Source organism: Kitasatospora sp. NPDC001540 (assembly GCF_042894345.1).
Taxonomy (GTDB): Bacteria; Actinomycetota; Actinomycetes; order Streptomycetales; family Streptomycetaceae; genus Kitasatospora; species Kitasatospora phosalacinea_C.
The window spans coordinates 17,008-31,759 of the sequence record NZ_JBIAVO010000031.1; the positions used below are offsets into that span (position 1 = coordinate 17,008).

General features: G+C 73.4%; 16 protein-coding genes. 13 read left to right on the top strand and 3 right to left on the bottom strand.

Annotated elements, in window-relative coordinates; all coding sequences use genetic code 11:
- Window positions 1-8: 8 nt before the first annotated feature.
- Together ACFY00_RS28840 and ACFY00_RS28845 are read left to right on the top strand one after the other, a co-directional pair.
- Window positions 9-992 carry an NAD(P)H-dependent glycerol-3-phosphate dehydrogenase gene (locus ACFY00_RS28840; RefSeq protein ID WP_388034703.1) on the top strand — a complete coding sequence of 328 codons (984 nt, stop codon included), beginning with the start codon at window positions 9-11 and terminating at the stop codon, window positions 990-992.
- A gap of 30 nt (window positions 993-1,022) precedes the next feature.
- A complete protein-coding gene (locus tag ACFY00_RS28845; protein WP_388034588.1) occupies window positions 1,023-2,165 on the top strand; it encodes a D-alanine--D-alanine ligase family protein in 1,143 nt (380 codons plus the stop codon).
- 12 nt (window positions 2,166-2,177) lie between these two features.
- Here the strand turns inward: ACFY00_RS28845 and ACFY00_RS28850 are convergent, their stop codons facing one another.
- The gene (locus ACFY00_RS28850) at window positions 2,178-2,717 is read right to left on the bottom strand and encodes a DUF3515 domain-containing protein (RefSeq protein WP_388034589.1); all 540 of its coding nucleotides are present in this window, start codon (window positions 2,715-2,717) and stop codon (window positions 2,178-2,180) included.
- A gap of 19 nt (window positions 2,718-2,736) precedes the next feature.
- Entirely contained in the window at window positions 2,737-2,970 is a 234-nt protein-coding gene (locus ACFY00_RS28855) for an Lrp/AsnC family transcriptional regulator (RefSeq protein WP_380462661.1), read from the bottom strand.
- Window positions 2,971-3,162: 192 nt separating this feature from the next.
- Between ACFY00_RS28855 and ACFY00_RS28860 the strand changes: the two genes are divergently transcribed.
- From ACFY00_RS28860 to thiD, 3 genes are all read left to right on the top strand, one after another.
- Window positions 3,163-4,131, top strand: coding sequence for a thiamine-phosphate kinase (locus ACFY00_RS28860; RefSeq protein ID WP_285739815.1), 969 nt, complete (start codon window positions 3,163-3,165; stop codon window positions 4,129-4,131).
- A 156-nt stretch (window positions 4,132-4,287) separates the two neighbouring features.
- Window positions 4,288-5,313 (top strand): 6-phosphofructokinase, encoded by a 1,026-nt coding sequence (locus tag ACFY00_RS28865; RefSeq protein WP_388034590.1) that lies wholly within the window; start codon window positions 4,288-4,290, stop codon window positions 5,311-5,313.
- A gap of 31 nt (window positions 5,314-5,344) precedes the next feature.
- On the top strand, window positions 5,345-6,151 hold the full coding sequence (gene thiD, locus ACFY00_RS28870) for a bifunctional hydroxymethylpyrimidine kinase/phosphomethylpyrimidine kinase (RefSeq protein ID WP_388034591.1): 807 nt from the start codon (window positions 5,345-5,347) through the stop codon (window positions 6,149-6,151).
- Window positions 6,152-6,367: 216 nt separating this feature from the next.
- Here the strand turns inward: thiD and rpmB are convergent, their stop codons facing one another.
- Entirely contained in the window at window positions 6,368-6,553 is a 186-nt protein-coding gene (rpmB, locus tag ACFY00_RS28875) for a 50S ribosomal protein L28 (protein WP_014138233.1), read from the bottom strand.
- Window positions 6,554-6,805: 252 nt separating this feature from the next.
- On the opposite strand from rpmB, the gene ACFY00_RS28880 reads away from it, so the two are divergent.
- From ACFY00_RS28880 to rpmF, 8 genes are all read left to right on the top strand, one after another.
- The gene (locus tag ACFY00_RS28880) at window positions 6,806-8,413 is read left to right on the top strand and encodes a DAK2 domain-containing protein (protein WP_388034593.1); all 1,608 of its coding nucleotides are present in this window, start codon (window positions 6,806-6,808) and stop codon (window positions 8,411-8,413) included.
- Window positions 8,414-8,450: 37 nt separating this feature from the next.
- On the top strand, window positions 8,451-10,661 hold the full coding sequence (gene recG, locus ACFY00_RS28885) for an ATP-dependent DNA helicase RecG (protein ID WP_388034595.1): 2,211 nt from the start codon (window positions 8,451-8,453) through the stop codon (window positions 10,659-10,661).
- Window positions 10,662-10,766: 105 nt separating this feature from the next.
- A complete protein-coding gene (locus ACFY00_RS28890) occupies window positions 10,767-11,276 on the top strand; it encodes a hypothetical protein (RefSeq protein ID WP_388034596.1) in 510 nt (169 codons plus the stop codon).
- Window positions 11,277-11,378: 102 nt separating this feature from the next.
- Complete coding sequence (gene rsmD, locus ACFY00_RS28895) at window positions 11,379-11,963, top strand: 16S rRNA (guanine(966)-N(2))-methyltransferase RsmD (protein ID WP_388034597.1); 585 nt, start codon at window positions 11,379-11,381, stop codon at window positions 11,961-11,963.
- A gap of 32 nt (window positions 11,964-11,995) precedes the next feature.
- On the top strand, window positions 11,996-12,481 hold the full coding sequence (gene coaD, locus ACFY00_RS28900; RefSeq protein ID WP_380325669.1) for a pantetheine-phosphate adenylyltransferase: 486 nt from the start codon (window positions 11,996-11,998) through the stop codon (window positions 12,479-12,481).
- A 130-nt stretch (window positions 12,482-12,611) separates the two neighbouring features.
- Entirely contained in the window at window positions 12,612-13,772 is a 1,161-nt protein-coding gene (locus ACFY00_RS28905) for an ATP synthase F0 subunit B (protein WP_388034598.1), read from the top strand.
- A gap of 158 nt (window positions 13,773-13,930) precedes the next feature.
- The gene (locus tag ACFY00_RS28910; protein WP_285739806.1) at window positions 13,931-14,524 is read left to right on the top strand and encodes a DUF177 domain-containing protein; all 594 of its coding nucleotides are present in this window, start codon (window positions 13,931-13,933) and stop codon (window positions 14,522-14,524) included.
- Between the two features lie 50 nt (window positions 14,525-14,574).
- Window positions 14,575-14,748 (top strand): 50S ribosomal protein L32, encoded by a 174-nt coding sequence (rpmF, locus tag ACFY00_RS28915; protein WP_014138241.1) that lies wholly within the window; start codon window positions 14,575-14,577, stop codon window positions 14,746-14,748.
- The last annotated feature ends 4 nt before the right edge of the window (window positions 14,749-14,752 follow it).

Genomic DNA, 14,752 nt, shown 5'->3' on the forward strand with positions numbered 1-14,752 from the left:
GCGCCGTGATGGGGACGGGCTCCTGGGGCACCGTCTTCGCGATGATCCTGGCCGACGCGGGCTGCGAGGTGACCCTGTGGGGCCGCCGCCCGGAGCTGGTCGAGGCGATCAACCGGGAGCACGTCAACCGGGACTACCTGCCGGAGCTGACCCTGCCCGCGGGCATCCGGGCCACCACCGACGCCGCCGAGGCGCTGGCCGGGGCGGACTTCGCGGTGCTCTCGGTGCCGTCCCAGACGCTGCGCGACAACCTCGCGCTCTGGGCGCCGCTGATCGAGCCGCAGACGGCGCTGGTGAGCCTGATGAAGGGCGTCGAGCTGGGCACCGTGAAGCGGATGAGCGAGGTGATCACCGAGGTCGCCGGGGTCGGCCCGGAGCGGGTCGTGGTGGTGTCGGGCCCGAACCTGGCCGGGGAGATCGCCAACCGGCAGCCCGCCGCGACCGTGGTGGCGTGCACCGACGAGGAGGTCGCCAAGCGCTTCCAGAAGGCCTGCCACACCCCGTACTTCCGTCCGTACACCAACACCGACGTGGTGGGCTGCGAGCTGGGCGGCGCGGTGAAGAACGTGATCGGCCTGGCGGTCGGCATGGCCAACGGCATGGGGCTGGGCGACAACACCAAGGCGACGCTGATCACCCGCGGGCTGGCCGAGACCACCCGGTTGGGCCTGGTGCTGGGCGCCGACGCGCACACCTTCGCGGGCCTGGCCGGGATGGGCGACCTGGTGGCGACCTGCTCCTCGCCGCTGTCCCGGAACAACACCTTCGGCACCAACCTGGGCCGCGGCATGACGCTGGCCGAGACCGTCGCCGCCACCAGCCAGACCGCGGAGGGCGTGAAGTCCTGCGAGTCGGTGCTCGACCTGGCCCGGCGCAACGGGGTGGACATGCCGATCGTCGAGGCCGTGGTGGACGTGGTGCACAGGGGACGGCCGCCCCAGGAGGTGCTGAAGGGACTGATGGCCCGTTCGGCCAAGCCTGAGCGCCGGTGACCGGAATCGGACGGTAGTCTCAACGCCGATATGAGCATCGAACAGTCCTCCCCGAACCAGGCGGCCAAGCCGCGCGTCGCGATCGTCTTCGGCGGCCGCAGCTCCGAGCACGGCGTGTCCGTGGTCACCGCCGCCAGCGTGCTGCGCTCGATCGACCGCAGCAAGTACGAGGTGCTGCCGATCGGCATCACCCACGAGGGCCGCTGGGCCCTGGTCGGCGACGAACCGTCCCGGATGGCCATCACCGACGGCCGGATGCCCGACGTCGACCAGGTCGCCGAGTCCGCCGAGGGCCAGGTCGCGCTGCCGCTGGCCCCCGGCAGCCGCGAGGTGGTGTGGAGCGAGCCCGGCGCCGCGCCGAAGGTCCTCGGCGAGGTCGACGTGGTGCTCCCGCTGCTGCACGGCCCGTGGGGCGAGGACGGCACCCTGCAGGGCCTGCTGGAGCTCTCCGGCGTGCCCTACGTCGGCTCCGGCGTGCTGGCCTCCGCGGTCGGCATGGACAAGGAGTTCACCAAGCGGATCATCGAGTCGCTCGGCCTGTACGCGGGCGAGTACACGGTGGTCAAGCCGCGCGAGTGGGAGTCCGAGGCGGGCCGCGAGGCCGCCCGCGGGCGGATCGCCGCGCTGGGCCTGCCGCTGTTCGTCAAGCCCTGCCGGGCCGGCTCCTCGATCGGCATCACCAAGGTCAAGGACCTCGCCGACCTGGACGCCGCGGTCGAGGAGGCCCGCCGCCACGACCCCAAGGTGATCGTGGAGAAGGGCGTCGAGGGCCGCGAGATCGAGTGCGGCGTGCTGGAGTTCGAGGACGGCCCGCGCGCCTCGGTGGCCGCCGAGGTGCTGGTCGACGGCGACTTCGAGTTCTACGACTTCGAGGCCAAGTACATCGACTCCTCCGAGGTGCGGATCCCCGCCGACCTCACCCCCGGGGAGCAGGCCGAGATCCGCCGCCAGGCCGTCGAGGTGTTCGAGGGCCTCGGCTGCGAGGGCCTGGCCCGGGTCGACTTCTTCCTGCTGGCCGACGGCCGCTGGATGGTCAACGAGGTCAACACCATGCCCGGCTTCACCCCGATCTCGGCCTACCCCAAGATGTGGGAGGCCACCGGCGTGCCCTACGCCGAGCTGATCGACCGCCTGCTGACCGCCGCGCTGCGCCGCTCCACCGGCCTGCGCTAGGGGCTCGGCCGCTCAGGAGGTCCCGTCCAGGCAGCCCGAGTCGGCCTTCCCGTCCCAGGTCGGGACGGTCGACCGGACGGCGTCGGCCAGCGAGCCCAGCGGGTCCGCGTAGTTGCCGTACGCGCCCGCCGGGACCTCCACCACCACGTACGCCTTGCGCAGCCCGGTGGCGAAGCGGTAGCCGCCGTCGCCGTCCTCGGCCATGCCCCAGCTGACCTCGTTGACGCACGGGCCGGTGCGGGTGCTGTCGTCCAGGAACTCCGGCCGCTCCCCGCCGCAGGTCAGCACGGTGCGCGGGGAGGACGCCCAGGCGGCGGTGTACGGGGAGGCCGGGGACGGGTCCTTGCGGGCGTGCCCCAGCACCTCGGCGGGCAGCGCCGCGTCCAGCGCCCGGCAGTACCGGGCGGCGTCCGCGGACGGCACCGGCGGGGTGACGTCCGGGTCGCCGCTCCAGGACGCGACCAGCCCCGCCGTGCAGGCCAGCAGCACGGCGGGCGGCGCCAGCCAGCGCACCGGGGCGGGCAGGCGGTTCAGCAGGTCACGGGTGGGCACCGCACGATGGTAAGCCGTCCTACAGGCGCACCACCGGACAGGTCAGGGTGCGGGTGATGCCCTCGACCTGCTGCACGTTGGCCACCACCAGGCGGCCCAGCTCGTCGATCGACTCCGCCTCGGCCCGGACGATCACGTCGTAGGGCCCCGTCACGTCCTCGGCGGTGACCACCCCGGGGATCTTGGCGATGGACTCGGCTACCGCGGTGGCCTTGCCCACCTCGGTCTGGATCAGGATGTACGCCTGCACCACGGTGGACCTCCAGGCGGCTTGGGTGGGGGAGTTGCGACCGGCAGTCTGATCACCAACGCTACCGCGCGACCGGGCGGACGGGGGAGACCCCGGACGGCCCGGAAGGCGTACGCTGCGCGCGGGGGCGGTGGCTCCCACGACACGGGGGCGCACACCTATCGGACGAGAAACGGGAACGCGGAGGACGGGCTGATGCAGGGGACCGTGGGTGAACTCGGCGAGTTCGGGCTCATCCGGGAGCTGACCGCGCGGCTGCCGATGACCCCGGCGGTGGAGCTCGGGCCCGGCGACGACGCGGCCGTGGTGAAGGCGCCCGACGGCCGGGTGGTCGCCACCACCGACGTGCTCATCGAGGGCCGGCACTTCCGCCGCGACTGGTCCACCGCGTACGACGTCGGCCGCAAGTGCGCCGCGCAGAACCTCGCCGACATCGCCGCGATGGGCGCCGTCCCGACCGCCCTGCTGCTGGGCCTGGTCACCCCCGCCGACCTGCCCACCACCTGGGCCACCGAACTGATGGACGGCCTGCGCGACGAGTGCCAGGTGGCCGGCGCGACCGTGGTCGGCGGCGACGTGGTGCGCGGCGACACCATCACGCTGGCCATCACCGCGCTCGGCGACCTGCAGGGCCGGCGGCCGGTGGTGCGCTCCGGCGCGCAGGTCGGGGACGTGGTCGCGGTGACCGGCTGGCTCGGCTGGTCCGCCGCCGGGCTGACCGTCCTGCAGCGCGGCTTCCGCTCCCCGCGCGCCTTCGTCGAGGCCCACCGTCGCCCCGAACCGCCGTACCACGCGGGCCCCGCCGCCAGCGAGCTCGGCGCCACCGCCATGGTCGACGTCTCGGACGGGCTGGTCGCCGACCTCGGCCACGTCGCCCGGGCCAGCGACGTGGACATCGACCTGCACGCCGCCGACTTCGACGTCCCCGCGCAGATGGCCGACATCGGGCAGGCCGTCGGCGTCGACCCGCTGGTGTGGGTGCTCTCCGGCGGCGAGGACCACGCGATCGTCGCGACCTTCCCCAAGTCCGCCGCGCTGCCCGCCCGTTGGCGGGTCATCGGCGAGGTGGTCCGGACCGCCCGCCCCGGCCGCGGCGGCACCGTCACCGTCGACGGCGCGCCCTGGGACCGCACCGCGGGCTGGGACCACTTCGCCGAGCAGTAGCCCGCGCCGGAACGGCCCCCACCCGCCCGGACGGCTACCGGCTGGTACGGCCCCCGAGCGCGTAGGGTTGCCACTGTCGGGCGGACCGACAGCGTCGACGGTCCGGTCCACCCACGTACGCGGGGGCGCACCCCCAGGAGCAGGAGCACAGCCACCATGCGAATCGGCGTTCTCACCAGCGGCGGCGACTGCCCCGGCCTCAACGCGGTCATCCGCTCCGTCGTGCACCGCGGCACCGACGTGCACGGCGACGAGATCCTCGGCATCGAGGACGGCTTCCTCGGCCTGATCGAGGGCCGCGCCCGGCCGATCTCGCACGAGGACGTCACCGGCCTGCTCACCCTGGGCGGCACCGTCCTCGGCTCCGCCCGGGTGCAGCGCGAGAAGATCCGCTGGGCCGTCGAGAACTCCAAGCAGCTCGCCGCGAACCTCGGCATCGACGCGCTGATCGCGATCGGCGGCGAGGGCACCCTCACCGCCGCCAAGCTGTTCAGCGACGCCGGACTGCCCGTCGTGGCCGTCCCCAAGACCATCGACAACGACATCGACGCCACCGACGTCACCTTCGGCTTCGACACCGCCGTGCACGTCGCCACCGAGGCCATCGACCGGCTCAAGACCACCGCCGAGTCCCACCAGCGGGTGATGGTCGTCGAGTTGATGGGCCGCCACACCGGCTGGATCACCCTCACCGCGGGCATGGCCGGCGGCGCCCACGGCATCCTCATCCCCGAGAAGCCCTTCGACATCGAGGCCGTCGCCCGGATGATCGAGGAGCGCTTCCGGCGCGGCAAGAAGTTCGCCATCATCGCCGTCGCCGAGGGCGCCCAGCCGCTGCCCGGCACGCTGCGCTTCGAGCACGGCCAGGTCGACCAGTTCGGCCACCAGACCTTCGGCGGCATCGGCACCCGGCTCGCCATCGAACTGGAGAACCTGCTCGGCAAGGAGGCCCGGCCGGTCATCCTCGGCCACACCCAGCGCGGCGGCACCCCCACCGCGCTCGACCGGGTCCTCGCCACCCGCTTCGGCTGGCACGCCGTCGAGGCCGTCCACAAGGGCGCCTACGGGCACTTCACCGCGCTGCGCGGCACCGAGATCCACCTCACCCCGATCGCCGACGCCGTCGTCCAGCTCAAGACCGTCCCGCAGGACCGCTGGGTGGAATCCGAGGCCGTGCTCTGACCCGCCGCGCGGGGTCGGTAGGTTGGGGCGCATGAGCACCTTCGCCGCCGCCCCGCCCCGAGTCCTCACCGTCGCCGGCTCCGACAGCGGCGGCGGTGCGGGCATCCAGGCCGACCTCAAGGCCATGCTCGCCCTCGGCGTCCACGGCATGAGCGTCATCACCGCCGTCACCGCGCAGAACTCGCTCGGCGTCCAGGGCTACTGGGAGCTGCCCGCCGAAGCCGTCCGCGCCCAGTACCGCAGCGTCGTCGACGACATCGGCGTGCAGGCCGTCAAGACCGGCATGCTCGCCTCCGTCGAACTCGTCGAGACCGTCGCCGACCTGCTCGCCGACGCCCCCGCCCCCGTCGTCGTCGACCCCGTCGGCGTCTCCAAGCACGGCGACGCCCTGCTCGCGGCGGACGCCGTCACGACGGTGCGCGAGCGGCTCCTCCCGGTCGCCACCCTCGCCACCCCCAACCTGCACGAGGTGACCCAGCTCACCGGGATCACCGTCACCGGCGAGGACGGGATGCTCGACGCGGCGAAGGCCCTGCGCGAGCTCGGGCCCGACTGGGCCCTGATCAAGGGCGGCCACCTGGAGGGCGAGGCCGCCGACCTGCTGCTGGGCCCCGACGGCGAACCCCACTGGTACCGCGCCCCCCGCCACGACAACCGCCACACCCACGGCACCGGCTGTACCCTCGCCAGCGCGATCGCCGCGCAGCTCGCCCTCGGCGACCCGGTGCCGCTCGCCGTCGCCCGCGCCAAGGCGTACGTCACCGGCGCGATCGCGCACGGCTTCGCGCTCGGGTCCGGCATCGGGCCGGTGGACCACTTCTGGCGGGCCAGGAGCTAGTGCCGCGTCAGGGGTCCGGGGCTGCTCCGGGTTCTGCCACCACGGCCCGGAGCAGCACGGACCTCCGATGGGCTCCGACCGGCAGCAAGCTCGGACTCGCCGTTCCCCGGGCCCCTGGTGGGGCTCCCCGAGCGGGAAAAGCCGAAAGCCGACCACGGTCCCCGGAGGGTGTGGTCGGCTTTCGGAAAAAGGTGACCGGTGGGCCCGGTCTGCGCGTCAGCGCGAGACCTTACCGGCCTTGATGCACGAGGTGCAGACGTTGAGCCGCTTCGGCGTCCGCCCGATCACAGCGCGCACCGTCTGGATGTTGGGGTTCCAACGACGGGGGGTGCGGCGGTGCGAGTGGGAGATGCTGTTGCCGAAGCCCGGGCCCTTGCCGCAGACGTCACAGTTGGCAGCCACAGGAGTCACTCCAAGACTTCAGAATCAGGTACTTGTCACTAGCCCGGGGTGCTCCAGGCAACCGGGAGAGCATACAACGGTGACTCCCGCTCAACGAAACTACCACGATCGCCGGGGTGATCGTTCCCCCGAGCTGGGCACGAGCCTGCGGCGGAGGGTGCCGCGGGGGCCGATAACCTGCCAGCAATCGCCCCTCACCCCTCGCCACCGCGTCCTGTCGGGTTCCCGTGGCGTTCACCCGGAGGAGACCTGGTGCTGGACACCCTCGACGCCCCGGCCGTCCGCACCTGGTGCCGGCTCGCGCTGGCGGCCCTCGGCCAGGCCCGCGAGGAGATCGACGCGCTGAACGTGTACCCGGTGCCGGACGGGGACACCGGGACGAACCTGTACCTGACAGTGGAGTCCGCGGCCGAGGCGCTGGACGCGGTGTTCGCCGCCGCCGAGGAGCCCGAGCTGTCGGTCGCCGCGGCCGCCGCCGCCCGCGGCGCGCTGATCGGGGCGCGCGGGAACTCGGGCGTGATCCTGGCGCAGTGGCTGCGCGGCTTCGCCGAGGAGCTGGCGGGCGGCGGCGAGCTGGCCGGTGCGCTCGACCACGGCGCCCGCTCCGCGTACCGGGCGGTCGCCGAGCCGGTGGAGGGCACCCTGCTGACGGTCGCGGCCGCCGCCGCGAAGGCCGCGGGCGGCGCGGACGGCCTGACCGGGCAGGCCCAGGAGGCGTACCGGGCGGCCCGGCAGGCGCTGCTGCTGACCCCCGACCAGCTGTCCGCGCTGGCCGAGGCGGGCGTGGTGGACGCGGGCGGCCGCGGCCTGGTCGCGGTGCTGGGCGCGCTGGTGGACGCCGTCTCCGGACAGCAGCCGATGGGCCCGGTCGCGCTGCGGCGCGAGGTCGACCCGCTGGTGGTGGACGGCTGCGAGAGCTACGAGCGGCCGCCCGGCTCGGGCCACCCCGCGTTCGAGGTGATCTACCTGCTGGAGGCCGAGGACGAGCAGCTGCCGCTGCTGCGCGAGCGGCTGGGACGGCTCGGCGACTCGCTGGTGATCGGCGGCGGGGACGGCCTGTGGAACGTGCACGTGCACGTGGACGACGCGGGCGCGGCCGTCGAGGCGGGCGTCGAGGCCGGGCGGCCGTACCGGATCAGGATCACCCACTTCGCCGAGGCCGCGGCCCGGGCCGGGGAGCGCGAGGAGACCGTCTCGCACGGGCGGGCGGTGCTCAGCGTGGTGACCGGCAGCGGGCTGGCGCAGTTGTGCGGGCAGGCGGGGTCGGTGGTGCTGGAGGCCGATCCGGACCGTCCGCCGGTCAGTGCCGAGCTGGTCGCCGCGGTGCACCGCTGCGGGGCCCGCGAGGTGGTCCTGCTGCTCAACGACCCGGAGCTGCGGCCCGCCGCCGGTGCGGCCGCCGACCAGTTGCGCGAGGAGGGCGTGCGGATCGCCGTGCTGCCCACCCGCTCCCCGGTGCAGGGCCTGGCGGCGCTGGCCGTGCACGACGCCGGGCGGCGCTTCGACGAGGACGTGGTGGCGATGACCTCCGCCGCGGGCGCCACCCGGTACGCCGAACTGGCCGTCGCCGAGGGCGAGTCCTGGACGATGGCGGGCGTCTGCCAGGCCGGGGACGTGCTCGGCCTGATCGACGGCGACGTCGCGGTGATCGGCGCCGACCTCACCGAGACCGCGCTGACCGTGCTCGAGCGGATGATCGCGGCCGGCGGCGAACTGGTCACCCTGGTGCTGGGCGAGGAGGCCCCCGAGGACCTCGCCGACCGGCTGATCGCGCACGCCCGGCGCACCCGCCCCGAGGTCGACACCGTCGCGTACCGGGGCGGGCAGGAGGCCGCCCCGCTGCTCATCGGGGTGGAGTGAGCCGGGCCGTCGGTCCGGTGGTGTGAAATGGGACGCCATGGGCGCTCTCGATGAACCGCTGAAGGAACTGGTCGGCGACCGCACCGCGAAGGTGCTGGCCGACGGTCTCAAGCTGCGCACGGTCGGCGACCTGCTGCACCACTACCCGCGCCGGTACGTCGAGCGCGGGCAGCTCACCAGCCTGGACGAGCTGGAGGTGGACGAGCACGTCACGGTGCTGGCCCGGATCGAGAAGGTCACGCTGATCCCGTTCCGCGGCCGCAAGGGCGACCGGCTGGAGGTGGTGGTCACCGACGGCCGCTCGAAGCTCTCGCTGGTGTTCTTCAACCAGGGCTGGCGGCAGAAGGACCTCCGCCCCGGCCAGCAGGGCCTGTTCGCGGGCAAGGTCGGCCTGTTCAACCGCACCCGCCAACTCGCCTCGCCCGACTACCAGTTGATCGACGACGAGGAGGGTTCCTCGGCGGCGAGGCAGTTCGCGGGGCGGCTCATCCCGGTCTATCCGGCCAGCGCCCAGATGCCCAGCTGGAAGCTCGCCCTGTGCGTCGAGATGGCCCTCACCAAGCACCTCTCCGACGTCGGCGAACCGCTGCCCGCCGACCTGCGCGCCGAGCACGGCCTGATCCCGCTGCCCGAGGCGCTGGAGCTGATCCACCGCCCGCGCGACCAGGCCGAGAAGGAGCGCGCCCAGGCCCGGCTGCGCTGGGACGAGGCCTTCGTCCTGCAGGTCGCCCTGGCCCAGCGCCGGGCCGCCGACTCCGCGCTGCCCGCCGTCCCGCGCCGCCCCGTCCCCGGCGGGGTGCTGGACGCCTTCGACGAGCGGCTGCCGTTCACCCTCACCGACGGCCAGCGCAAGGTCTGCGCCGAGATCTTCGCCGACCTGGCCACCGAGCACCCGATGCACCGGCTGCTGCAGGGCGAGGTCGGCTCCGGCAAGACCCTGGTGGCGCTGCGCGCCATGCTCACCGTGGTCGACAGCGGCGGGCAGGCCGTGCTGCTGGCGCCGACCGAGGTGCTGGCCCAGCAGCACCACCGTTCGATCGTCGAGATGATGGGCGACCTCGCCGAGGCCGGGATGATCGGCGGCTCCGAGATCGGCACCCGGGTCGCCCTGCTGACCGGCTCGATGGGCGCCGCCGCCCGCCGCGGCGCGCTGCTGGACATGGCCTCCGGCAAGGCCGGGATCACCATCGGCACGCACGCCCTGATCGAGGAGCGGGTGCAGTTCGCCGACCTCGGCCTGGTCGTGGTCGACGAGCAGCACCGCTTCGGCGTCGAGCAGCGCGACGCGCTGCGCGCCAAGGGCGAGCAGCCCCCGCACCTGCTGGTGATGACCGCCACGCCGATCCCGCGCACCGTCGCGATGACCGTCTTCGGAGACCTGGAGACCTCCGTCCTGGACCAGCTGCCCTCCGGCCGCTCGCCGATCTCCACCCACGTCGTCCCGGCCCTGGAGAAGCCCAACTTCCTCGTCCGGGCCTGGGAGCGCGTCCGCGAGGAGGTCGGCAAGGGCCACCAGGCGTACGTGGTCTGCCCGCGGATCGGGGACGAGGAGGAGCCGCCGAAGGGGAAGAAGAAGCGCCGGGAGGAGCCCGAGGAGGTCGACGCCGGGGCCGGCGCCGACAGCGAGGAGCGGCGGCCGCCGCTGGCCGTGGTGGAGACCGCCGAGAAGCTCGCGAAGGGCCCGCTGGCCGGACTGCGGGTGGAGGTCCTGCACGGACGGCTCGCCCCGGAGGCCAAGGACGAGGTGATGCGCCGCTTCGCCGCCGGGGAGGTGGACGTGCTGGTCGCCACCACCGTCATCGAGGTCGGCGTCAACGTGCCGAACTCCACCGTCATGGTGATCATGGACGCCGACCGGTTCGGCGTCTCCCAGCTGCACCAGCTGCGCGGCCGGGTCGGCCGCGGCTCCGCCCCCGGGCTGTGCCTGCTGGTCAGCGACATGCCCGCGGCCAGCGCCGCCCGGGCCCGGCTGGACGCGGTGGCCGGCACCCTGGACGGCTTCGCGCTCTCCCGGATCGACCTCGAACAGCGCCGCGAGGGCGACGTGCTCGGCCAGGCCCAGTCCGGCGTGAAGTCCTCGCTCAAGGTGCTCTCGGTGCTGGAGGACGAGGAGGTCATCGCCACCGCCCGCGCCGAGGCCACCCGGCTGGTCGCCGCCGACCCCGCGCTGGAGGCCCACCCGGAGCTGCGCACCGCCCTGGAGAGCCTGCTCGACGAGGACCGAGCGGAGTACCTGGAGAAGGGCTGAGGCGGGTCGTTCGGACACCCCGGTTGTCAGTGCCGCGCGAGAGGATGTACTTGTTCGGGGCGCACTCCAAGTCGCGTCCCCGGCGCGAGAATTGGGGGTCATTGCATGGCATTCCGTCACCTCAACGAGCTCCCGCTCGGCGACAAGGTCTTCCGGATCGAGGTCGCCAGCGAGGACGACCGCGAAGTCACCCTCACCCTGACCGGCTGGCGCGAGGGCGACTCCGCGAACCCGGTCGCCTCCGGCAAGCTCCGCCTCCCGGTGGAGGACGTCGCCTCGCTGCGCATCGCGCTCAACCGCGCCCTGCGCGCGCTGGCCATCGTCGCCGACGTCTCCGAGCCGATCCCCGACCGGGACGTCCTCCGCGAGCTCTACCCCGGCCACGGCGCCCCCTGGGTGCCGCAGCACGAGGAGGAACTGGTCCGCCGCTTCCACGACGGCGAGACCATCGCCCGGATCGCCGCCCGCTACGGCCGCACGCCCGACTCCGTCCGCACCAAGCTGCGCGAGCTCGGGCACGACCCGCGCCGCCCCGAGTACTGCCCGCCCGACGGCTGCCTGTCCTGGTCGCGCTACGCCTCGCCGACGCTGCTGGGGGCCGCCGCCAACGAGTGAGTCCGCGGGGGAGGTGAGGAGCCGCGCGCCCGGCCGTGCCCGTTTCGTCGGCTATGGTCGGGCGCGCAGTTCCTCGCGCCCCTGCTGTCATAAGGACTCGCCATGCCTCGCGTGATCGCCGGCCGTGCCGGAGGCCGCCCGCTCGCCGCGCCGCCCGGCCGGAACACCCGCCCGACCTCCGACAAGGCGCGGGAGGCGATGTTCTCCACCGTGGAGGCGCTGCACGGCCCGATCGCCGGGGCCCGGATGCTGGACCTGTTCGCGGGCAGCGGCGCGGTCGGGCTGGAGGCGCTCTCCCGCGGGGCCGCGCACGCCCTGCTGGTGGAGTCGGACGCGAGCGCCGTGCGCACCGTCCGGGAGAACGTCCGGACGCTGGGCCTCCCCGGCGCCGAGGTGCGGGCCGACCGGGCCGAGAAGGTGATCGCGGGCGCGCCCCCGGCCGAGCCGTACGACCTGGTGTTCCTGGATCCGCCGTACGCGGTGGAGGACGCCGTGCTGCGGGAGATGCTGGTCACACTCCGCTCGGGGGGCTGGCTGTCCGCCGACGTTCTCGTCACCGTGGAACGCAGCACCCGCGGCGGCGAGTTCGCCTGGCCGGACGGCTTCGAGGGGCTGCGCTCGCGCAAGTACGGCGAGGGCACGCTCTGGTACGGTCGCGCCGCCGACGGGACTGACCAAGACTCGTAGCAGGACACCCCGCCCCACAAGGGAGCTCACGCATGCGCCGCGCCGTCTGTCCGGGGTCCTTCGACCCCATCACCAACGGACACCTCGACATCATCGAGCGGGCCTCCAAGCTGTACGACGTGGTGCACGTCGCGGTGCTGATCAACCGCAACAAGCAGGGCATGTTCTCCATCGAGGAGCGGATCGGCCTGATCGCGGAGACCACCGCGCACCTGGGCAACATCGAGGTGGAGTCGCACAGCGGCCTGCTGGTGGACTTCTGCCGCGAGCGCGGCATCCCGGCGATCATCAAGGGCCTGCGGGCGGCCGGCGACTTCGACTACGAGCTGCAGATGGCCCAGATGAACCACGGGCTGACCGGCGTGGAGACGCTCTTCGTGCCGACCTCGCCGACGTACAGCTTCCTGTCCTCCAGCCTGGTCAAGGAGGTCGCCTCGCTGGGCGGCGACGTCTCGCACCTGCTGCCCCCTGCGGTGCACCGGCGACTGGTCGAGCGGATCGCCGAACGGCGCAACTGAGCAGGACGTTGCGAGCGGTGGGGTGGGTGGCCGTACAGTCTGTACTCCCGGCCCCGGGGCCGCACCCAGCGGTCTTCCGGGCACTGCCTCCGCCGCACCTCGGCGGCACACGGAAAGACTGAATGCGCCCGTGGACGTGCAGCAGAAACTCGACGAGATCATCGCCGTGGTCGAGAAGGCCAAGGCGATGCCGATGTCGTCGTCCTGCGTGGTCAACCGTGCCGAGTTGACCGGACTCCTCCGCGACCTGCGGGAGACCATGCCCGCGGAACTCGCCCAGGCCCAGTCGGTGGTGGCGGACCACCAGCAGATGGTGGCCGACGCCCAGGAGCAGGCCGACCGGATCATCCGCGGCGCCCACGACGAGCGCGGCTCGCTGATCTCCGACACCGAGGTGGTCCGGCAGGCCCAGGCCGAGGCGGACCGGATCCTCGCCGAGGCGCGGGCCGAGGTGCAGGCCAAGCGGGCCGAGGCCGACGACTACGTCGACTCCAAGCTGGCCAACTTCGAGGTGGTGCTCACCAAGACGCTCGGCGCGGTCGGCCGCGGCCGGCAGAAGCTGCGCGGCGAGTCCGGGGTGTACGAGCCGGAGGCGGACGGCACCGAGGACGGCGAGGAGTTCCGGCCGCGGATCAGTCCCAGCCCGGAGGCCGACGAGTACGTCGACGTGAAGCTGGCCACCCTGGAGGCCGTGCTCTCCGCCACCCTGGAGGCCGTCGGCAAGGGCCGCGACAAGCTGCTCGGCAAGGCCCCGATCGACGAGCTGGGCGCCTACCTGGCCGCCGCCGACGAGGCCCAGCAGCTCAAGGACCGCGCCGAGGCGGTCGCGGCCGGCTTCGCCACCGGCGACGGGCCCGAGCACGAGCAGCAGCCGCAGCACTGGTACGGGGACGTCCCGCAGCAGCAGTCCTGGCCCGAGCAGACCCCGGCCGCGGCCGGCTGGCAGCAGCCCGGCGAGGACGTGTACGCCCAGCCGCAGGCCCCGCAGTACGCCGAGGCGTACGGCGGCGGCTACGACCCGGCGGCGGCCCCGCAGGCCGACCCGTACGGCCAGCCCTACGGGCACCAGCAGCCGGTCGACCCGTACTACCAGCAGCAGCCGCAGTACCAGCAGCCGCAGGGCTTCGACCAGTGGGGCAACCCGCTGCCCGCCGACCCCTACGGCTACCAGCAGCAGCCCCCGCAGCAGCCGCAGTTGCCGCCGCAGCAGCAGGGCGGGCTGGACGAGACCAGCTTCTTCGACACCAGCATGATCGACATGACCAGGCTGCGGGAGCTGGGCGGCCGCTGAGGGGCGAGTTGGGTTCGGCGCGGACTCTCCGGTAGTCTGACCACTCCGGCCTGTTCGCGCCGGGTTCGCCGCGCGCCCGCTTCCGGGCCGCCGCACCGTGGAAACCGAAAGCCCGCGCCGCGCAGGGATGCGCGCCGCCACCAGGAAGTCAGGAAACCTTGAACCGCCTCGACCACCGCGACCCCCTCGTGTTCGACACGCACGAGCTCGGCCGTCGCCCCGGCTCGCTGCGCAAGGTCTCCCGCACCCTGGAGGCCCCCGCGGAGCTCGGCATCGCGGACGTGATCGGCGTTCCCGAGAAGAGCGAGATCAAGCTGGAGCTCCGCCTGGAGTCCGTGGTCGAGGGCGTGCTGGTCACCGGCACCGCCGAGGCCCACGTGACCGGCGAGTGCTCCCGCTGCCTGGAGCCGGTGGAGGACGACCTGGAGGTCGACTTCCAGGAGCTGTACTACTACCCGGAGTCCGAGGAGCGTCACCGCGCGGTCGCGGGGGACGACTTCGACGAGGAGTCCGAGGACGAGACTTACCGCCTGGAGGGCGACCTGTTCGACCTCCAGCCGGTGCTGCGTGACGCGGTGGTGCTCGCACTGCCGCTGCAGCCGGTGTGCCAGGACGACTGCCTGGGTCTGTGCTCCGAGTGCGGGGCCCGCCTGAGCGACGACCCGGCGCACCACCACGACGCCGCCGACCCCCGGTGGGCGGCTCTGCAGGGACTCTCCGCCGCCCCCGGCGACGAGGGTGACGAGGAATAAGACACAGCGGTGCCCGTGAGGGCCCCCGCCGTAGAACCAGGAGATTTACCGTGGCTGTTCCGAAGCGGAAGATGTCGCGCAGCAACACGCGTCACCGCCGTTCCAACTGGAAGGCCGTCGTGCCCGCGCTCGTCGCGTGCGACCGCTGCCACGAGCCGAAGCTCTCGCACATCGCGTGCCCGAGCTGCGGCACGTACAACCGTCGCCAGGTCCTCTCGGTCTGATCGG